At 66.1% G+C, this 19,229-nt stretch carries 19 protein-coding genes; 16 read left to right on the top strand and 3 right to left on the bottom strand.

The features are described from left to right. Nucleotides 1-38: 38 nt before the first annotated feature. On the bottom strand, nucleotides 39-1,064 hold the full coding sequence (locus AB0876_RS19830) for an NAD(P)H-dependent glycerol-3-phosphate dehydrogenase (protein ID WP_055110319.1): 1,026 nt from the start codon (nucleotides 1,062-1,064) through the stop codon (nucleotides 39-41). Nucleotides 1,065-1,118: 54 nt separating this feature from the next. Beyond that, nucleotides 1,119-2,339 carry an MFS transporter gene (locus tag AB0876_RS19825; RefSeq protein WP_526042726.1) on the bottom strand — a complete coding sequence of 407 codons (1,221 nt, stop codon included), beginning with the start codon at nucleotides 2,337-2,339 and terminating at the stop codon, nucleotides 1,119-1,121. A 101-nt stretch (nucleotides 2,340-2,440) separates the two neighbouring features. Between AB0876_RS19825 and AB0876_RS19820 the strand changes: the two genes are divergently transcribed. Then, nucleotides 2,441-2,809: an ArsR/SmtB family transcription factor gene (locus AB0876_RS19820; protein WP_491841794.1), complete on the top strand. Its 369-nt coding sequence runs from the start codon at nucleotides 2,441-2,443 to the stop codon at nucleotides 2,807-2,809. Here the strand turns inward: AB0876_RS19820 and AB0876_RS19815 are convergent. Then, nucleotides 2,803-2,943: a hypothetical protein gene (locus AB0876_RS19815; protein ID WP_491841793.1), complete on the bottom strand. Its 141-nt coding sequence runs from the start codon at nucleotides 2,941-2,943 to the stop codon at nucleotides 2,803-2,805. The genes AB0876_RS19820 and AB0876_RS19815 overlap by 7 nt on opposite strands. 342 nt (nucleotides 2,944-3,285) lie before the next feature. Here AB0876_RS19815 and AB0876_RS19810 point away from each other — a divergent pair, with 342 nt between their 5' ends. From AB0876_RS19810 to AB0876_RS19740, 15 genes are all read left to right on the top strand, one after another. After that, entirely contained in the window at nucleotides 3,286-4,155 is an 870-nt protein-coding gene (locus AB0876_RS19810) for an MlaE family ABC transporter permease (RefSeq protein ID WP_055110313.1), read from the top strand. A gap of 1 nt (nucleotide 4,156) precedes the next feature. Next, nucleotides 4,157-5,014: an ABC transporter permease gene (locus AB0876_RS19805; protein WP_491841792.1), complete on the top strand. Its 858-nt coding sequence runs from the start codon at nucleotides 4,157-4,159 to the stop codon at nucleotides 5,012-5,014. Further along, entirely contained in the window at nucleotides 5,015-6,508 is a 1,494-nt protein-coding gene (locus tag AB0876_RS19800; RefSeq protein WP_526042725.1) for an MlaD family protein, read from the top strand. Beyond that, nucleotides 6,505-7,560 carry an MlaD family protein gene (locus AB0876_RS19795; RefSeq protein WP_491841790.1) on the top strand — a complete coding sequence of 352 codons (1,056 nt, stop codon included), beginning with the start codon at nucleotides 6,505-6,507 and terminating at the stop codon, nucleotides 7,558-7,560. The genes AB0876_RS19800 and AB0876_RS19795 overlap by 4 nt, the downstream gene beginning before the upstream one ends. Continuing rightward, nucleotides 7,553-8,626 carry an MlaD family protein gene (locus AB0876_RS19790; protein ID WP_491841789.1) on the top strand — a complete coding sequence of 358 codons (1,074 nt, stop codon included), beginning with the start codon at nucleotides 7,553-7,555 and terminating at the stop codon, nucleotides 8,624-8,626. Before AB0876_RS19795 ends, AB0876_RS19790 begins: the two co-directional genes overlap by 8 nt. After that, the gene (locus AB0876_RS19785; RefSeq protein WP_491841788.1) at nucleotides 8,623-9,741 is read left to right on the top strand and encodes an MCE family protein; all 1,119 of its coding nucleotides are present in this window, start codon (nucleotides 8,623-8,625) and stop codon (nucleotides 9,739-9,741) included. Before AB0876_RS19790 ends, AB0876_RS19785 begins: the two co-directional genes overlap by 4 nt. Next, nucleotides 9,738-11,003, top strand: a complete 1,266-nt coding sequence (locus AB0876_RS19780; protein WP_491841787.1) for an MCE family protein — start codon at nucleotides 9,738-9,740, stop codon at nucleotides 11,001-11,003. The genes AB0876_RS19785 and AB0876_RS19780 overlap by 4 nt, the downstream gene beginning before the upstream one ends. Further along, on the top strand, nucleotides 11,000-12,250 hold the full coding sequence (locus tag AB0876_RS19775; RefSeq protein ID WP_491841786.1) for an MlaD family protein: 1,251 nt from the start codon (nucleotides 11,000-11,002) through the stop codon (nucleotides 12,248-12,250). The genes AB0876_RS19780 and AB0876_RS19775 overlap by 4 nt, the downstream gene beginning before the upstream one ends. 24 nt (nucleotides 12,251-12,274) lie before the next feature. After that, nucleotides 12,275-12,982: an Rv1363c family protein gene (locus AB0876_RS19770; protein ID WP_491841785.1), complete on the top strand. Its 708-nt coding sequence runs from the start codon at nucleotides 12,275-12,277 to the stop codon at nucleotides 12,980-12,982. A gap of 9 nt (nucleotides 12,983-12,991) precedes the next feature. Then, on the top strand, nucleotides 12,992-13,804 hold the full coding sequence (locus AB0876_RS19765) for a DUF3298 domain-containing protein (RefSeq protein ID WP_526042724.1): 813 nt from the start codon (nucleotides 12,992-12,994) through the stop codon (nucleotides 13,802-13,804). A 148-nt stretch (nucleotides 13,805-13,952) separates the two neighbouring features. Beyond that, the gene (locus AB0876_RS19760; RefSeq protein ID WP_463791175.1) at nucleotides 13,953-14,984 is read left to right on the top strand and encodes an ABC transporter substrate-binding protein; all 1,032 of its coding nucleotides are present in this window, start codon (nucleotides 13,953-13,955) and stop codon (nucleotides 14,982-14,984) included. Further along, nucleotides 14,981-15,799 (top strand): ABC transporter ATP-binding protein, encoded by an 819-nt coding sequence (locus tag AB0876_RS19755; protein WP_491841783.1) that lies wholly within the window; start codon nucleotides 14,981-14,983, stop codon nucleotides 15,797-15,799. Before AB0876_RS19760 ends, AB0876_RS19755 begins: the two co-directional genes overlap by 4 nt. Further along, nucleotides 15,792-16,649 carry an ABC transporter permease gene (locus tag AB0876_RS19750; protein ID WP_526042723.1) on the top strand — a complete coding sequence of 286 codons (858 nt, stop codon included), beginning with the start codon at nucleotides 15,792-15,794 and terminating at the stop codon, nucleotides 16,647-16,649. Before AB0876_RS19755 ends, AB0876_RS19750 begins: the two co-directional genes overlap by 8 nt. A gap of 7 nt (nucleotides 16,650-16,656) precedes the next feature. Further along, the gene (locus tag AB0876_RS19745; RefSeq protein ID WP_526042722.1) at nucleotides 16,657-18,000 is read left to right on the top strand and encodes an LLM class flavin-dependent oxidoreductase; all 1,344 of its coding nucleotides are present in this window, start codon (nucleotides 16,657-16,659) and stop codon (nucleotides 17,998-18,000) included. Continuing rightward, a complete protein-coding gene (locus AB0876_RS19740; protein WP_526042721.1) occupies nucleotides 17,997-19,175 on the top strand; it encodes an MFS transporter in 1,179 nt (392 codons plus the stop codon). Before AB0876_RS19745 ends, AB0876_RS19740 begins: the two co-directional genes overlap by 4 nt. The last annotated feature ends 54 nt before the right edge of the window (nucleotides 19,176-19,229 follow it).

Here is a 19,229-nt window from a genome sequence, read left to right as displayed (position 1 = left end):
ACGCTGAGCGACCACGGCGTCACTCTCGGCGCAGAAAATCAGAACCCCGAGCCGTGCACCTCGTGGCCGGGCTTCTCGACCATCAACCCGTAGTAGGCGTCCTCGACCTTCGCGCCGTGGTTGATCACCGCGTCGACCTCGCGGGCGATGGGCATGTTGAGCCCGTACTTGTCGGCGAACTCCATGATCACGCTGGCTGCCTTGACGCCCTCGGCGACCTGATTCATCGACGCGATGATCTCGTCGATGGACTTGCCCGATCCCAGTTGTTCGCCGACATGGCGGTTGCGACTGCGCTGGCTGGTGCAGGTGACGATGAGGTCTCCCATGCCGGCCAGGCCGGCGAATGTGTCGCGCTGGCCGCCGACGGCCTCGCCCAGTTTGGCCATCTCTCGCACCGCGCGGGCCATCACCATCGCGCGGGTGTTCTCGCCGATGCCCAGTGAGTAGCCCATGCCGACGGCGATGGCGTAGACGTTCTTGAGGGCCCCGGCCATCTCCACGCCCACCACGTCGTCGGTGGTGTAGGTGCGAAAACGCTTGGTGCGGAACAACTGTGCCAGGTTCGCGGCCAGATGTTGGTCGGGCATGGCCAGCACTGCGGCGGCGGCATAGCCCTCGGCGACCTCGCGGGCGATGTTCGGCCCGGCCAGGATGCCGGCCGGATGCCCGGGCAGCACCTCGTCGACGATCTCGCTCATTCGCATGTTGGTGCCCTGTTCCAGGCCTTTGACCAGGGAGACCACCGGCACCCACGGACGCAGTTCCCGGGCCAGCTCGGTGAGGACCCCGCGGAAGCCGTGGGACGGGACGCCCATCACGATCACATCGGCGCAGTTGGCCGCCTCGTTGAAATCGTTGGTGGCCTTGAGGCTTTCGGGCAAAACCACCTCGTTGCCCAGGTAACGCGAGTTGCGGTGGTTGTCGTTGATGTCCTCGGCGGTCTCCGCCGAGCGCACCCACTGCAGCGTCGGCCCGCGCCGGGCGCAGATGGAGGCGACGGTGGTGCCCCAAGACCCGCCGCCGAGGACGACGACGTTCGGTTCGCGTTGCGCTGGTGCCATGGCGATCAGCGTATTGCCGAGACCCCGTTGCTGAGCGCAACTTGTCGAACTGGGTCAGCCGGTGGCGGTTCTGCGTCGGCTCAGCGCGCCGATGATCGCGGCCGTCAGGCATGCCGTCGACACCGCGCCGGCGAACCACGGGAAGACGGTGGCCAGGTCCCAGCGGGTGGCGGCCCAGCCGGCCAGCAGGGTCGGGACGGCCATGGCGGTGTAGGCCAGCAGGTAGAACGCGGACATGGTTTCGCCGCGCTGGTCGGCCGGGACGACATGGGACAGGTGCCGCAGCGATCCGCCGAACCCGAGCCCGAACGTCGCACCGAGCATTGCTGCCGCGACGAACACCAGGGGCCAGGAGTGGGTGAGCAGCACCGGAATGGTCAGCATCAGGGCGACCGCCATGCCGATGTCGCCGATGATCGCGGAACGGTGTGCCGGGATGCGCGTGGTGGCCAGTTGGGCCATCGCTGCGGAGAACGCGGTGATGGCCACGACTCCGCCGCCGAACACCAGGTTCTCGATGTGGGTCTGATGGGCGGCCAGCGACGGATACAGCGACAGCAGTACACCCAGGACCGACCACGAGGCCATGGCGCCGAGTGCGGCGAACCAGAAGTCTGACCGAATTTCCTTGGCCACAGCGGGTTTCGAGATCCGGATGGGGCCGGGGGAGCGGGTGGTGTGGGTTTCGCGCAGCGCCAGCACGCCGACGCCGACGAGCACGCAGATCACCGCGACGACGGCGTACGGGGTGCGCAGCGGGTGCGGGGCGTACTGCGCGAGGACGGCGGAGCCGATGATCGCCACCGTCATGCCGATGTTGAAGGCGACGCCGCTGAGTTGTCCCGAGCGCACACTGCGGTGCGGGCGCAGGTCCAGTAGTGCGGCGGCGGCGACCACCACGATCGAACCGATGGCCGCGCCGTGGATGGTGCGGGCCAGCAGGAGCAGGGCCATGTTGTCGGCGACCAGGAACACGCCGAGTCCGATGAGCATGGCGATCAGGGCGCCGACGAGCACGGGCTTGCGGCCGATCACGTCGGAGATGCGGCCGGAGATGAGGACGGCGGCCAGCGCAGCCAGCGCGTACACCGCGAAGATGACCGTGGTGGCCAGCGGCGTGAGATGCCAGGCGGTTTCGTAGATTCCGTACAGGGGTGCCGGCAGGCCCGAGACTCCCAGTGCCACGCCGCTGAAGATGAGCAGCAGTGGATAGGCCCAGCGTTGGCCCTGCTCGACCTCCCGCCCGAGGACGTTCTCCGCCGAAATCCGCGCCATCGCCACTCCCCGTCCGGTAGGTTCGATATTCATCGAACCCGGCCGAGCCTACGCTGGGTTTGACGTTCATCAAACTTATTTCTGGCGGCGGGGGGACACGCATGGCAGATGCTCCGACGGTCGAGGCGCCGTGTCGGGTGGGCACGTTGCCGCAGTTGCTGGCAGCTCTGCAGGATCCTGTGCGGCTCGAGATGGTGCGTCGTCTACACGACGCCGGCGAGCCGGTGAAATGCGCGGCGCTCTATGACGGCATCAACAAGTCGACGGCCACCCACCACTTCAACATCCTGCGCGACGCCGGCCTCACCGAACGGGTGATCAGTGAGGGTCACGTCTATCAGCAGTTGCGCGCGCATGACGTGGACGCCGCCATGCCCGGTCTGCTGTCCGCGATCGTGGCGCAGGCGAACCGGGAATCCGGCGCGGACGAGATGTTGCGAAACCCGACTGACATCGCGCGTAGTCAGTAGACTTCGGCGCGGGCGGTGAGCCGGCCGACGCGGCCCCGTCGTCGGCAAAAATCCGACAGCTTTTCCACAGTTTCGACACGATCGGCAAAGTTAATGGCCATACCGGGCACGGATTCCGTGGTGAGTTCGTCCATGCGGCACGAACCCTCGGCCGGTCAGAGCGCGGCACTTGCGCCGGCGTCAATGTTGATCACCCTCGCAACCGCCTGAATGCACTGTATTTACACGTAATACGGGAAGTGACAAGGCATCGCCCGCCCGTTCGAGCGGTGCTGGCTACGCGATGGTGGCGGCGGGTGGTTTGCCGGAAATTGATGAGCCCATCTCGCTAAGTGAATGATAATTCGGCAAAACGTTGACGGGGATCGAGTCTCGACGTTACGGTGCCATCCAATGCGAGTTATTCGGCCGAGAGCGGCCGTACCTCGGTTTGGGGAGGGTTGATCTTTGCTGGTTCTGCTGCTTAATGAGAGAGGATGACGGCGCCGCCTGAGAGCGTTTCTGATGGGGTCGAACCGGAGCGGGGAATCGACGCCATCGAGAATTGGGCCACCGGTTACGCCCGGCGTCATCCGCTGGCGTCGCTCGCCACGGTCGGGGACCAGTTCGTGCTCGGCGTCCGCACCGTCCAGATCCTGTTCCTCGACCTTGTGACGGGCCGCTTCCAGTGGCAGGAGTTCATCCGGCAGGGCGCGTTCATGGCCGGCACCGCCGTGCTGCCCACCGTGCTGGTGGCCCTGCCGATCGGCGTCACCCTCTCGATCCAGTTCGCGCTCTTGGCCGGCCAGGTCGGCGCGACCTCACTGGCCGGTGCGGCCAGTGGCCTGGCGGTCATCCGGCAGGCCGCCTCACTGGTCGCAGCTGTTCTCATGGCCGCCGCGGTGGGGTCGGCGATCACCGCCGACCTGGGTTCGCGGACCATGCGTGAGGAAACCGATGCCATGGAGGTCATGGGTGTCTCGGTGATTCAGCGGTTGGTCGTGCCGCGCTTCGTCGCCGCGATCATGATCGGCGTGGCGCTGACCGGGGTGGTGTGCTTCGTCGGCTTCCTGGCCAGCTTCCTGTTCAACGTCTACTTCCAGAACGGTGCGCCCGGCAGCTTCGTGGCAACCTTCGCCTCGTTCGCCACCACCGGCGACATGATCGTGGCTCTGGTGAAGGCGGTGATCTTCGGCGCCATCGTCGCGGTGGTGTCGTGTCAGAAGGGGTTGTCGACCAAAGGTGGGCCCACCGGTGTGGCGAACTCAGTGAATGCAGCGGTAGTGGAATCGATTCTGTTGCTGATGGTGGTCAACGTGGCGATAAGCCAGCTCTACATCATGTTGTTCCCCCGGGTCGGGCTGTGACGTGACGGCCTCGACATTCGTCCCACCGCTACTGGCGCCGTGGGTCCGGCTCTACCGGCGGGCTTCCCAGCCGGTGATGCGGCTGGGCCACATGATGGTGTTCTTCGTCCGGGCACTGACAGCGGTACCGATCGTGCTGCGCCACTACCGCAGTGAATTCGTCCGGCTGCTCTCCGACATCGCCTGGGGCAACGGCTCACTCGTGGTCGGCGGCGGCACCATCGGGGTCGCGGTCGTACTGGGCATCACCATGGGTGCGCTCGTCGGTATCGAGGGCTACAACTTTCTCGATCTGCTCGGGCTCGGTCCGGCCACCGGCATCATCTCGTCGTTGGTGAACACCCGTGAGCTGGCGCCCATCGCGGCGTCGCTGGCCTTCGCCACGCAAGCCGGTTGCCGATTCACCGCGCAGCTGGGGTCCATGCGCATCGCCGAGGAGATCGACGCGCTCGATTCCATCGCGATCCGACCGATCCCGTATCTGGTCACCACGCGGCTGATGGCTGCGGTGATCGCCGTGATCCCGCTCTACGCGCTCTGCCTTGCGGTCAGCTATCTGACCACCCAGGTGGTGGTCTTCCTGATCAGCGGCGGCTCGACCGGTTCCTACATGCATTACTTCACCCTCATGCTGTCCGGGCAGGACATCCTCTACTCGGTGCTGAAGGCGGTCATCTTCGTGTGGATCGCCTCCACGGTGCAGTGCTACTACGGGTTCTACGCCTCGGGCGGACCGGTAGGGGTGGGCGTGGCCGCCGGTCACGCCATGCGTGCCAGCATCACCGTGGTGGTCATCGTCAACATGCTGCTCACCATGGCGCTGTGGACGGTCGATTCAGGAGCGAGGTTCGGCGGCTAGATGGGTAACTCGCTGGAAATGGATGGTCGGGGCCCGTCCGACCGTCAGCTGCTCGGCTGTGGCGCCGCGGTACTCGTTGTGGCAGCGCTGGTTTCGACGTTCCTTCTGGTGAAGGCCACCGGCAAGCTGGACGACCGGGTGCCGGTGGTGGCCGCACTGGTCAACGTCGGCGACGGCTTGCCGCAGCGCTCCGACGTGAAGTATCACGGCGTACTCGTCGGGATGGTCGACGATGTCGTCCCGGCCGCCAACGGCGATCCGAACTTCGTCCACATCGACCTCAAACCCGAGTACGCCGGTTCCATCCCGAACACGGTGACCGCACGGGTGGTGCCCAGCAACGTCTTCGCGGTGTCGTCGGTGCAACTGGTCGACAGGGGCCCCGGCGCACCCATCGCGGCGGGCGCCCAAATCCCGGAGGACACCGAGCTTCCCACGGTGCTTTTCCAGACCACGATCAGCAAGCTGCGCGATGTGCTTGCCGCGACGGGTCGTGGCCGTGAGGACAAGACAGTGGGCATCCTGGCCGCGGTGAATGCCGCGACCGAGAACCGTCGTAACGAATTGCTCACCAGCGGAGCGCAATTGAACCGGTTGATCGATCAACTCGATGCGGTGGTGGCGACCGAGCCCGGCGACACCACCGTCTCCGCCCTGATCGATGCGACCCACGGGTTGCAACAGACCGCGCCGGATCTGCTCGACGCCCTGCACAAGGCCGTGGAGCCGATGCGCACGCTGGTCGAGCAACGCTCGCAGCTGAACACGATGATCAACGGCGGGATCAACACCGTGGGTACCACGCACACCGCGCTGGACAACCACACCGATCAACTGGTCAAGACCACGTCGAACCTGACCCCGGTACTGGGCGTGCTGGCGGACACCTCGAACAACTGGGTGCCGGCCTTCGTCAAGCTCAACCAGCTGTCGGGCAAGTTCTTCGACCACGTGTGGATGCCCGAGAACGACTTCGGCAACATGCGGGTGAACCTCTCGCTCACACCGAGCTACGCCTACACCCGTGCCGACTGCCCGCAGTACTCCGGGCTCAAGGGCCCCAGCTGCTTCACCGCCCCACTGGTGCCGACCCGCCCGTCGCTGCCGGATGTGTTGCTGCCGGAGAACTATCAACCGCCTGCCGATCTGATGCCGCCGCCTGGAACGGCGTTGGGCGCCAACGGGAATCTCGTCGCGGTCGGCCCGCCGTTGGTCAACCCGAACCCCGATCTGTCGGATCCGAATCCGCCGCTTCCACCGTGGATGCCACCGGCCGGGCCGGTGCCGGGGACGGCGAACCCCGCACTCGTGCCGACGCCGCCTCCGCCGGTGCCGCTGTCGCCGGTCGCGCCGGTGGCCCCGCGGCCGCCCGGTTCACCGCCGGCGGCATCGGTGCCCGGATCGGCTCCCGCACCCGGTGCCGCGCCGGCACCGGACGGTCCGCTGCTGCCCGCCGAGGCGCCGCAACCAGTTTCAGGAGAGGGAGGCCGATGAAGTACCGCGGTGCAATGATCGGCCTGTCGCTGTTTATGGTGGTCGCGCTCGGGTTGACGTGGCTGGTCTACGTCACGCTGCGCCGTGATGTGGCCGGCAAGACGGTGCCCTACGCCGCACTGTTCTCCGACGTGTTCGGCCTGCGCGAGGGAGACGACGTCCGGATGGCCGGGGTGCGGGTCGGGCGCGTCGAGAAGATCGAACTGCAGGGCGCGTTGGCCAAGGTGTCGTTTGTGGTGCAGGACAACCAGCCGATGTACGGCCGGACGGTCGCCTCGGTGACCTACCAGAACATCGTCGGGCAGCGGTATCTCGGGCTGTCGCTGGGCAATCTCGGTGATCCGGGCCCACTTCCGGCCGGTAGCACGATCCCGGTCGATCAGACCGATCCGTCGTTCGATGTCGGGGCCCTGCTCAACGGCTACGAGCCGCTGTTCAGCGTGCTCAATCCCCGGGACGCCGACAATCTCACCAAAGGCGTGATCGCCTCGCTGCAGGGCGACAACGCCTCGATCGTCGCCCTCGTCGACCAGACCTCGCAGTTGACCGATTCCTTCGCCGGCCGGGATCAGGAACTTGGAGAGGTGATCAACAACTTGAACGCGGTGGCCAAGAACCTGGCCCAGCACAACGACAGCCTGGACGAGGTGATCACCCAAACCCGGGGAATGGTCGCCACATTCGATGCCCGCCGGCCCGAGATGGTGGACTCTCTGGGTTCGATCTCCAAGGTGGTGCAGCAACTGTCGTCCATCAGCGATCAGGTGTACCCGTCGCTGAACGAACTTGTGACCCGGCAGCCCGGTTTCGCCGCACACATGGTGGGGATCGAACCGCAACTGGCATTCACCGGCGCCAATCTGCCCTTGCTGCTCAAGGGTTTCGCGCGGATGACCAACGAGGGTGCCTACGCCACCACCTACGCATGCGATCTGAACGCAACGGGATTCTTCCCTGGCCTCAACGACGTCACACCGATCATCGTCGACGCGGCCACCCCGGGGAACAAGGCGCAGTACACCCCGAAGTGCAGGAACATGGCCAATGGTTGATCAGCTGACGAAGAGCGAGAATCCGACGGCGCCGAAGAAGCCGAAGAAGAAGCGGCGTCCTCTGGAGAGCTACAACCGGACGTGGCTCGGGATCATGGCGATCGCTGTGGTGTCCGTGCTGATCGGGGCGATGCTGATCGTCAAGGTGGCCGATGTCGGCTACCGGCAGTACACCGCGCGGTTCCAGCAGGCTGCTGCGCTCAAGGCCGGCAACCCGATCACCGTCGCCGGCATGCCGGTGGGCGAGGTGAGGAGCATGAAGCTGGCCGGTGACCACGTAGAGGCCAAGCTCAAGGTGCGCGACGATGTTCCGCTCGGACAGGACTCCCGGGCCGTCATCAAGATCACCACGATCCTGGGGTCCCGCTATCTGGCCCTGCAGCCCGCAGGCACGGGTTCCTTGCCCGACAACACCTTTGACCTCACCCACACCGAGGTGCCCTACGACCTGCAGGAGGCGCTGGGGGACGTCACCACCACCTTCGAACAGGTCGACTCCGACAAGTTCGCGCAGACACTGGGCATCCTCGGAAAGCAGATGGAGGGTCTGCCGGAGGTGGTGCCCAAGGCACTGGAGAACACCCACACGCTGGCGACCATCATCGCCGACCGACGCGACCAACTGGGCTCCCTGCTGGAGACCACGGATCTGGTCGGTAACACGCTGCGCCGCCAGCAGGCCACGATCGGCAACCTGGTCAACCAGGGCAACGACCTGGTCGGCGAGTTCGTCATGCGCCGGGCCTCATTTCAGGCCATGCTCGCGGCCCTGACCAACCTGGTCCAGACCCTGACCGGCATCGTGATCGACGACCGGCCGCAGCTCGAACAGCTGCTCACCAACCTCCGCGACCTGTCCAACATGCTGGGGCAGCATGACGATCTGCTGCGCAGCACACTGCAATCCGGGCCGGTGGCCCTGCGCGGGCTCGCCAACGCCACCGGCAACGGCAACGCCGGGGAGATGCACGTCGGCAACGGGCTGCTGATCGACTCCTGGATGTGTGCGATCAGCGGCCGGGCCAAGCAGTTCAACATGATCCAGTACTACAAGGACTGCCAATGAGCGTGTTCAGGAGCAAGATCGCCGCGCTGTGCGTGGCCGGTGCCGTGCTGGTCGCGGCGGTGGCAGGCGCGGGCTGGTGGTTTCTGAAAAATCGGACCGACACCATCACCGTGACGGCCCAATTCGACAGTGCTGCAGGTCTTTACGAGGGAAATACGGTCGCGGTGCTCGGCATGCAGGTGGGTCAGGTCACCAAGATCACGCCGAAGGGCAATTACGTCGAGGTCGAGTTCACCGTCGACAAGGACGTTTCGGTCCCGGCCGATGCGCAGGCGGTCACCATCTCCAACTCGATCCTCACCGACCGCCAGATCGAGCTGACCCCGGCCTACCACGGTGGGGCGACGCTGCAGAATCACGACACGATCGGCCTGAACCGAACCAAGACACCCGTCGAGTTCGCCCGGGTGCTCGACGTGTTGGACAAGTTGTCCTCGTCGCTGAAGGGCGACGGCAAGGGCAACGGACCGCTGGCCGACGTCGTCAACGCCAGTGCGGCGATCGCCGACGGCAACGGGCAGCAGATGAAGGACGCCCTCGGTGAACTGTCAGACGCGTTGCGGCTCAGTTCGGATCGCGGAGCGGTGACCCGCGACCAGCTCACCACGATTGTGCGGAACTTGAGCTCGTTGTTCGAAGCCGCCTCCCGCAACGACGCCACGTTGCGGGAATTCGGTTCGTCGGTGCGGCAACTCAGCCAGATCCTGGCCGACGAGAACTTCGGCAGCGGCACGACCGGCAAGAAGATCAACGAGGTGATCACCCAGGTGGGCGAGGTGCTGCAGACCCACCGCGATGAGGTGAAACAGATCGTCCTCAACGGCAATACCGCGCTGACCACGACGGTGGACCAGCGGCGTGATCTCGCGGAGTTCCTCGATCTGGCCCCGTTGACGCTGGACAACATCTACAACATCGTCGACCAGAACAACGGCTCGGCGCGGGCGCACGTCCTCGTGGACAAGGTGCTGTTCGACTCGCAGACCGTCAAAGAGGTCTGCAACATGATGGGACTGCGGCAGCTCGGCTGCAGCACCGGAACGGTGCAGGACTTCGGTCCCGACTTCGGGCTTTCCTACATGCTCGACGGCATGGCGGCGATGGGGCAGCGATGAAACGACCGTGGCGTAAATACGTTCTGCCCGTGGTGATGACGGCATGTCTGACCGTCTCGGGATGCGCGTCCGAAGGCCTGGCCAGCCTGCCGTTGCCGGCTCCCGGTGTCGGCTCCGGTGGCTACCGGCTGACCGCGGTGTTCTCGAACGCCTTGAATCTGCCGGCCAATGCCAAGGTGAAGTTGGCCGGTGCCGACGTGGGTGAACTCGAGTCGATGGTGGCCAAGGACTACACCGCCGTGACGACCCTGCGCATCATGGACGGGGTCCGGCTGCCCCATGGCACCACCGCCGAATTGCGTTCGGCGACACCGCTGGGCGACGTGTTCGTCTCGGTCAGGCCGCCGAGCCCGGTCGACACGAACGCTCCGTTGCTCAAGGACGGCGACACCATCGGTCTGGACGACACCCGCGCCGCCGCGACAGTGGAATCACTGCTGGGCTCGGCGGCGATCCTGGTCAACGGTGGTGCCGTACGCAATTTCACCAACATCATCAACGGGATGGGCAAGGCCACCGGTGATCAGGGTCAGGCGTTCGGCAATCTGATCGCCAAGACGAACCACACGCTGGGCACCCTGAACGCGCGCTCCGACCAGCTTTCGACCGCCATGACCGAGACCTCGCGGCTGTTGAAGCAGATCGACGACAAGAACCAGACCGTCAGCGAGTTGATGGATGCGGCCGGGCCGGCCACCGACACGCTGGCCGAGCACACCACTCAGATCGCCGATCTGATCACCCAGATCGGCGACACCTCTGCGCAATTGCGCAAGTTCCCGTCGATCGCGGGCACGGACACCAGCGGGCGCAGCGTGATCGCCGATGCCAACAGGGTGGCGGGCGCGTGGAACGATGTGGCGCTGTCCCCGGACGCCTCGCTGTACGCGCTCAACCGGCTGATGCCGCCACTGGTGAAAGCGACGTCCGGCAGCGGGCTTTCGGTGCGCGCCAGCATCGACCGGCTGGTTCTCGGATCGATTCCCGATATCGGGTTCGGTGGTGATCCGGGATTGCACGGTCCCAAGCGTTACAACTGGCATCAGCTGGTCGGCTCACTGCAGTACACGTTGTTGCGGCTGCAGGAGCGGGTCGTCGGTCGTGGCCCGTCGGTGCCGCAGATGCCGGTGATTCCCAGCCCGACCGAACCCGGTGAGATCGTCCCGGCACCCGCGGCTCCTCCGGAGCCACCCCCGGGCGCGCCGCCGGTTGCTCCCGCTGAGACACCGGCGCCGGTGCCGGCAGCGGAGGTGCCGCGATGATCAACGCACTGGCCGACTTCGTCGTCGGCGTGGTCCGGGCCGGGTATCGGCGTCGCGCCTGGCTTTCGGCCGGGGCGCTGGTGATGACGCTGGTGGTGGCCGGCGCCTACCTGATGATCGGAGCACTGCGGGTCAAGCCGTTGGACTCGAGCTACCGCATCACCATCGAGCTGCCGGAATCCGCCGGCCTGCTGCCCAATCAGGACGTCACGTTGCGCGGCGTGCGGGTGGGGCGGGTGGAGCGACTCAACATCACACCCGCCGGGGTCAACGCCGTCGTCAAAGTGAACTCGGCGGTCTCCATCCCGAAGTCGAGCGATGTCCGGGTGTCCGGATTGTCCCCGGCCGGTGAGCAGTACATCGATTTCGCGGCGAACACGGCAGACGGCCCGTTCCTCTCCGACGGCAGTGTGATCGGTCTGGGCAAGGCCACGGTGCCGGTCAGCCTGGCCCAGTTGCTCGCCGACGCCGACGGTGCGCTGGCCCAGGTCGATACCGGCAAGCTGGAAGTGATCCGCCGGGAACTGAGCATGTCGCAGGCCGGTCCGCGCAAGCTGGCCGACGTCATCGACGGCGGCACATTCCTGTTGTCCACCCTGGATTCGGTGCTACCCGAGACGGTCAGCGTGCTGCGCAACAGTCGCGTGGTGTTCAACCTGATGTCGGAGAAGAATGCCGGGATCGCAGTGGCGTCGGACAACCTCGACTCGACGTTCGACGGGATCAACAAGATGCGCGACGGCTACCGCCGGCTGACGAATCAGACCCCGGGAGCGTTGAACTCGGTCGACAACCTGTTCACCGACAACTCCGACACAATGGTGCAGCTGCTCGGAAGCCTCGCCAGCACTTCGCAATTGCTGTATCTGCGGGTGCCGGCCTTGAATGCACTGTTTCCGAACTACCGCACCTCGGTGCTCGATGCGCTGGGCAGCGTCATGCACGACAACGGGCTGTGGGCAACGGCTGACATCTATCCGCGCTATACGTGTGACTACGGGACACCGCGCCGGCCACCGGCGTCGGCCGACTACCCGGAGCCCTACATGTACACGTATTGTCGCGACGACCACCCCGGTGTCCTGGTTCGTGGCGCCAAGAATGCGCCGCGTCCGGCAGGTGACGACACCGCGGGCCCGCCGCCCGGGGCCGACCTCGGGCGCACCACCGATCCGACACCGAAGGGGCGCTACACCATTCCCACGCCCTACGGCGGCCCGACCCTGCCGATCGAACCGCCCCGCTAATCCACCCAACCTCACCCAAAGGAGATGACGGTGACTGTGACGACGGACAAGAAGACCGACGATCAGACCGAGACCGTCGACGACGCAATCGGTATCGAAGAGACGGCCGAGGAGGTCGCTGATTCTGATGCGGAGTCGGAGGCCGAGACGGAGGCCGACGAAGAATCCAAGGACGAGGTCGACGACGAGGCCAAGGACGAAGACGAGGCAGAAGAGGCGGCAGAGCCCGAGTCTTCGGATGCAACGTCACGGGGCCGGCGCCGCTGGGCGCTCGTCGGGGTCGTGGCCGTCGTCGTCGCTGCCTCCCTGGCGCTTTCGGGCTTCCTGGGGTGGCAGCTGTGGCAGACCAAGCAGGTGGCCCAGGCCGGCCAGCAGGCGCAGGATGCCGCGGTCAACTATGCCCAGGTCTTGACGAGTATCGACTCCAACAAGGTCGACGAGAATTTCAACCAGGTTCTGGCCGGTGCCACCGGTGAGTTCAAGGACATGTACTCGCAGTCGAGCATGCAGCTGCGCCAACTGCTCATCGACAACAAGGCCACGGCACACGGCGTGGTGGTGCAGTCGGCGGTGCAGTCGGCGAGCAAGGACAAGGTCGTCGTGTTGTTGTTCGTCGACCAGTCGGTGGCCAACAGCACGGTGCCCGATCCACGGATCGACCGCAGCCGCATCAAGATGACGATGGAGAAGGTCGACGGGCAGTGGCGGGCAAGCAAAGTGGAACTTCCCTGAGGTATTGACATGTTGCGCATCGGCAAGCTGATCGGCGCGGCGGCCGTGGTGGCAGGTTCGGCGATGGCCATCACGGTCACCCCGTCCGCCGCGGCCTCGGCGGCAACGTTCTGTGACGAACTGGCCGGACAGTGGGATGGGCAGGCCTGCCACACGTCGGTGACCTCGGACCGGAAGGCGGTTCGGGACATCAAGGTGGCGCTGCCCGGTGACATGGTGGAGAACCCCGTCATCCGGCAGTACCTGACCAACCTGATGAACAACTGGCGCAACGCCGCGCAGAAGATGGCCGCGGACAGCTTCGGCGAGGAGCAGTTCGAGATCTTCCAGCACGGCGACGCGACGACGGTTGTCTTCCACGAGATGTACTCAGGTACCTGGGGTACCGACGCCCTGTCACACCCGAACGCGCCCATCGTCAGCGACGCCTACCGCACGTTCACGTTCGCGGGCGGCCGGCAGGTGCAGCTGGCCGACCTGTTCAAACCAGGCGTCGACCACCGGGCCGAGATCCCGCGCCTGGGTGACCCGTTCATCGTCGCCGCGCTCGATGCCGCGCCGCCGCCGCACCAGCCCGGCACCTACCCATTTACCCCGGACCGCTGGACGCCGAACAACGTGTACTCGGGCGGCTACAAGGCCTGGGCGCTGACCCAGGACGAGCTGATCCTCTACATGCCGGACTATCCGGTCGGCCGTGACTCCCCGGTCGATTTCACCCCGGGCCGGATGCAGTGGTCGATGGACGGCGGCACAGTGCAGGCGCACATCCCGCTCTCCGCGCTCGCCCCGGTGCTGCAGCCGCAGTACGGCGGCGCCTGACCGTCAGGCCGGAAGCCGTCTGAGCCTTTCGATTCTTCGCGAGGCTAAAGGGTTACCCGACCCCGATTTGTTGCCACCATGAGCCGCACCAATCAGTGCGACTCCATGGGGGGCAACGGCCATGCGCCTAATCAGTTCGGTACTCGCGATGCTCAGTGCACTCGTGCTGGTACTGACCGCGTGTGGCTCGTCCGGTGAGTCCGCGCGCACCGAAGACGGCAAGACCGTGGTGCGCTATCAGGGCTGGGCCGGAGAGGTTCGATTCCAGGAACTGGCCGAGGACCTCGGCTACTACGACAAGATCAAGCTCGATTGGGTGGGGAATACCACCAGCGGACCGCAGGACATCCAGTCGGTGGCCACCGGCGACATCGACGTGGGTGAGGCGTTCAACGGCGCGGTGGTCAAGCTCAACGCCGCGGGTGCGCCGATCACGTCGGTGCTCAGCTCCTATGGCGCCGACGAGGGCGAATACACCGGATACTTCGTGTTGGAGAACAGCCCGATCCACTCGGCACGTGACCTGATCGGCAAGAAGGTCGGGATGAATACCCTTGGCGCCCATCATGAATTCCTCACCCGGGAATGGCTGGCCAAGGAGGGGCTGACCAACGACGAGATCAAGACCGTGACACTCACCGTGGTGCCGCCGGTCAACACCGAGCAGGCGCTGCGCGAGAAGCAGATCGATGTCGCGGCGCTCAACGGGATCTGGCGGGAGACCGCCCAGGAGCGTGGCGGGATCCGGCCGCTGTTCACCGACAAGTCTCTGTTCGGGGCGTTCAGTTACGGCACGTATGTGGTCCGTGACGATTTCCTGGCCAAGAACCGGGACGCGGTGGCCGATTACGTCCAGGGCACCGCGCGGGCCATCCGGTGGACCCAGGTGACCCCGCGTGACGAGGTGGTCGCCAAGTTCCGCGAGATCATCGACAAGCGCAAACGCAACGAGGACACGCAATCCATCGAATACTGGCGCAGCTCGGGCATTCCGGTGCCCGGCGCGGTGATCGCCGAACGCGAGCTGCAGACCTGGATCGACTGGCTCGTGCGCAATGGCGAGCTCAAGGAAGGGCAGCTTGAGGCGAAGGACCTCTACACCAACGAGTTCAACCCGTACGCCAACGGAACCTATCCCGACGGCAGCGGCCCCGACGGGAAAGCGTTGGCGCACAAGTGAGTGCACACGTCGAGAATTCGTCACCCAAACTGAGTCTGCGGCACGTGACCAAGCAGTTCGCGATCCGTGGTGAGAAGACCCATTTCACCGCGATCCAGGACATCAGCATCGATGTGGCGGACGGCGAGTTCCTGGTGCTGGTCGGCCCGAGCGGCTGCGGCAAGTCGACGCTGCTGGACCTGTTGGGCGGGCTGACCCAGCCGACGTCGGGGGAGATCCTGCTCGACGGCACGCCGGTCACCGGTCCCGGGCTGGACCGCGGCATCGTCTTCCAGCAGTACGCCCTGCTGCCGTGGCGGACCGCCCGGAAGAACATCGAATTCGGCCTGGAGGCAAAAGGTTTACCGGCGGCCGAGCGTCGGCGGCGGGCCGAGGAGTATCTCGAGCTGGTCGGGCTGCAGGGCTTCGCCGATCGCTACCCGCACGAACTGTCCGGGGGGATGAAGCAGCGCGTCGCGATCGCCCGCAGCCTGGCGTTCGACCCCGAGGTGCTGCTGATGGACGAGCCGTTCGCCGCGTTGGATGCCCAGACCCGGGAATCGCTGCAGGATGAGCTGCTGCGGATCTGGCAGGCCACCGGCAAGACCATCCTGTTCATCACCCACGGCATCGACGAGGCGCTGTATCTCGGCCAGCGGGTCGCCGTGCTGACGTCGCGGCCGGGCCGGATCAAGAAGATCGTCGACGTCGACATCGACCGCAGCACCGACGACATCCGTTCCAGCGAGGGATTCCGGGCGCAACGCCACCACATCTGGTCGCTACTGCACGACGAGGTGGAACGCGCCCGGTCCGAGGAGGTTCAACATGTCTAGCGCCGTCGCGGTAGCTCCCGTCGAGTCGCACGTCGATACTCCAGCCTCGGCACCGACGGCGCCGGAGCCCGAGCCGCGCGGTCGCCGGCTGCAGGCCCTCACCTGGCGGGTGTTACGTGCCACCGTGGTCGTCGCCGCATTCCTCGGTCTGTGGGAGGTCGCGCCACGGATCGGACTGGTGGACAAGGTCTTCCTGCCGCCGTTCTCCGAGGTTGTCAGCGCCTGGTTCACCCTCCTGGGCAACGGCCAACTAGCCGAACATGTTTCGGCCAGCCTGTCGCGCGCCCTCATCGGTCTGGCCATCGCGATCGTGATCAGCATCCCGCTCGGCGTGGCGATCGCCTGGTACCGGCCGGTCGCGGAGTTCCTCAACCCGATCCTTGAGTTGTTCCGCAATACCGCCGCTCTGGCGCTGTTGCCGGTGTTCATCCTCATCCTGGGGATCGGGGAAACCTCCAAGGTGGCGCTGGTGATATACGCGGCGTCGTTCCCGATCCTGCTCAACACCATCTCCGGGGTACGCACCGTGGACCCCCTGCTGATCAAATCGGCGCGTTCCCTCGGACTTTCCCCGGTCCGGCTGTTCCAGAAGGTGATCCTGCCCGCGGCAGTGCCGACCATCTTCACCGGCCTGCGCATGGCGGCGGCCTCCTCGATCCTGGTCCTCATCGCCGCCGAGATGGTCGGCGCCAAGGCCGGATTGGGCTACCTGATCACGGCATCGCAGCTGAACTTCCAGATTCCCAACATGTACGCAGGCATCGTCACCATCGCCCTGGTGGGCGTCATCTTCAACGGCATCGTCGTGGCCATCGAAGGGCGGCTGTCGGGCTGGCGGGCCACCAATTGATCAAAGGATGTTCATGACGCGACAATTTCATCTCAACGCCTTCCTCATGGGTGTCGGCCACCATGAGGCAGCGTGGCGGCACGACCGCACCGATGTGCGGAACCTGACCGATGTCAAGCACTTCCAGCGTCTGGCCCAACTCGCCGAGCGCGGCAAATTGGATTCGGTCTTCTTCGCCGACGGGCTCGCGGTGGGGCCACGGGTGAAGCACAACACGCAGGCAATCTTCGAACCGATCACACTGCTGACCGCGATGGCGACGGTCACCGAGCACGTCGGACTCATCGCCACCGCCACCACCGGCTACATTGAGCCTTACACCCTGGCCCGTAGCTTTGCGTCGCTGGATCACATCAGCGGCGGGCGGGCCGGATGGAACATCGTCACCTCTGCCGGTGAGGACGAGGCGGCCAACTTCGGTGTCCAGGGCATTCCCGACCATGCCGGGCGGTATCGGCGTGCGGCTGAATTCGTCGACGTGGCAACGGCATTGTGGGACAGCTGGGAGGACGATGCCCTGGTCCTCGACGAGTCCACCGGAATCTTCGCCGACCCGGACCGGGTGCACCGGATCGACCATGACGGCGAGCACTTCACGGTGCGCGGCCCACTGAACTCGCCGCGGTCGGAGCAGGGATGTCCACTGCTGGTGCAGGCCGGTTCCTCGGAATCCGGCAAGGATTTCGCCGGCCGGTACGCCGAGGCGATCTTCACCGCGCAGCGATCGGTGGAGGACGGCAAGGCGTTCTACCGCGACGTGAAGTCCCGGGCGGTGAAGTTCGGTCGCAGTGCCGACGACGTCAAGATCCTGCCCGGCATCGTGCCGTTCATCGGCTCCACCGAGGATGCCGCCCTCGAACTGGAACAGCAGTTCACCGATCTGATCTCGCCCGAGTACTCGTTGCGTCAGCTGTCGCAGATGCTCGGAGTGGACCTGACCGCGCATGCGCTCGACGCGCCGTTGCCCGCGCTGCCACCCATCGAACAGATCCAGGGCAACAAGAGCCGCTACCAACTGGTGAAGGATCTGGCCAGCAGCGAATCGCTGACCGTGCGGCAACTGATCGCCAAACTCGGTGGCGGCCGCGGACACCGGACCTTCGCCGGCACCGCCGAGCAGGTGGCCGACAACCTGGAGTTGTGGTTCACCGAGGGTGCCGCCGACGGTTTCAACATCATGCCGCCGTATCTGCCCGGCGGCCTGGAGGATTTCGTCGAGCAGGTGGTGCCGATCCTGCAGCGGCGCGGACTGTTCCGGACCGACTACACCGCGACGACGCTACGCGGGCACTACGGGCTGGCGCACCGGCCCAGCCGTTACACGGCGACGGCGGCCGAAACCAGCGCGTGAGCGAGGGCGTCCCGCTCCGCTCTCTGGCCACCACGGTCTTCCTGCCGTCCGCGATCTTCGGGATCGGGCAGGGCGCCGGCGCACCCGTGATCGCGCTCGTCGCAAGGGATCTGGGCGCGTCGGTGGGAGTGGCCGGGTTCATCGTCGCACTCGTCGGCCTCGGCGCGGTGTGCGGCGACCTGTCGGCCGGGCGGATGGTCGCTCGGTTCGGCGAGCGCCGGTCCATCATCGTCGGGTCCTCGCTCGGCACCGCGGGCGTGCTGCTGTGCCTGATCGCCTGGAATCCACTGGTTCTCGGTATTGGCGTGTTGCTGACCGGGTTCTCCAGTGCAGTATGGGGTTTGGCGCGGCAGAGCTATCTGGCCGAGGCCGTGGGTGTCGAGCGGCGGGCCCGCGCGATGGCGATGTTCGCCATGACGTGGCGGCTCGGCTATTTCGTCGGGCCGCTCATCGGGGCGGCGGTGATCCTGGCCGTCGGGACTCACGGCGGCTTCCTCGTGCAGATGGTCGGCATCGTGGTGTCGGGGTATCTGATGGCCCGGCTGGCCGATCCGCCGCGCGCCGAGGGAGCGGTGCCCGGCGGGGCCCGGCTCGCCGAGATCGTGCGCACTCACCGCGCGCTGCTGGGCACCCTGGGCCTGGGCGCGCTGATGATGGGGGCGGCACGGTCGTCTCGGGATGCGGTGCTGCCGCTGTGGGCCGATCACATCGGGCTGAGTGCCGCGACCGCCTCGGTGGTCTTCGGCATCGGGGCACTGGCCGACCTGTTGTGCTCGTATCCGTCTGGAGTGGTGATGGACCGCTACGGGCGGCGGGCGATGGCGGTGCCTTCGCTCGTGGTGATCGGTGCGTCGTTGTTCGCACTGCCGTTTGCGGCCGGGGTGATCGGCATGACGGCCGTGGCGGTGCTGATGGGTGTGGGCAACGGGCTGGGCAACGGCGTGATCATGACGCTGGGTGCGGACGTCGCGCCCACGGCAACCCGGGCCGAGTTCCTGGCCGCGTGGCGGCTCATGCACGACAGCGGGATGTTCCTCGGGCCGCTGGCGGTCGGTGGGGTGGCAGCGGTGGCGCCGCTGGGCGTTGCGGCGGCCGTCCTGGGCGCGGTGTCGTGCGGCGGGGCGGCCACCATGCACCGGTTCATCCCGAGGTTCTCGCCGCGGCCTATCCCTTGACGCGCCGAGAGTGCGCTCAGATCGCGATTTCGTCGTCAAACGCGATCTGAGTGC

Source organism: Mycobacterium sp. NPDC049093, from assembly GCF_040704635.1.
Classification (GTDB): domain Bacteria; phylum Actinomycetota; class Actinomycetes; order Mycobacteriales; family Mycobacteriaceae; genus Mycobacterium.
The sequence above is the reverse complement of the archived record's forward strand: the minus strand, read 5'-3'. Positions and strand labels throughout refer to the sequence as shown.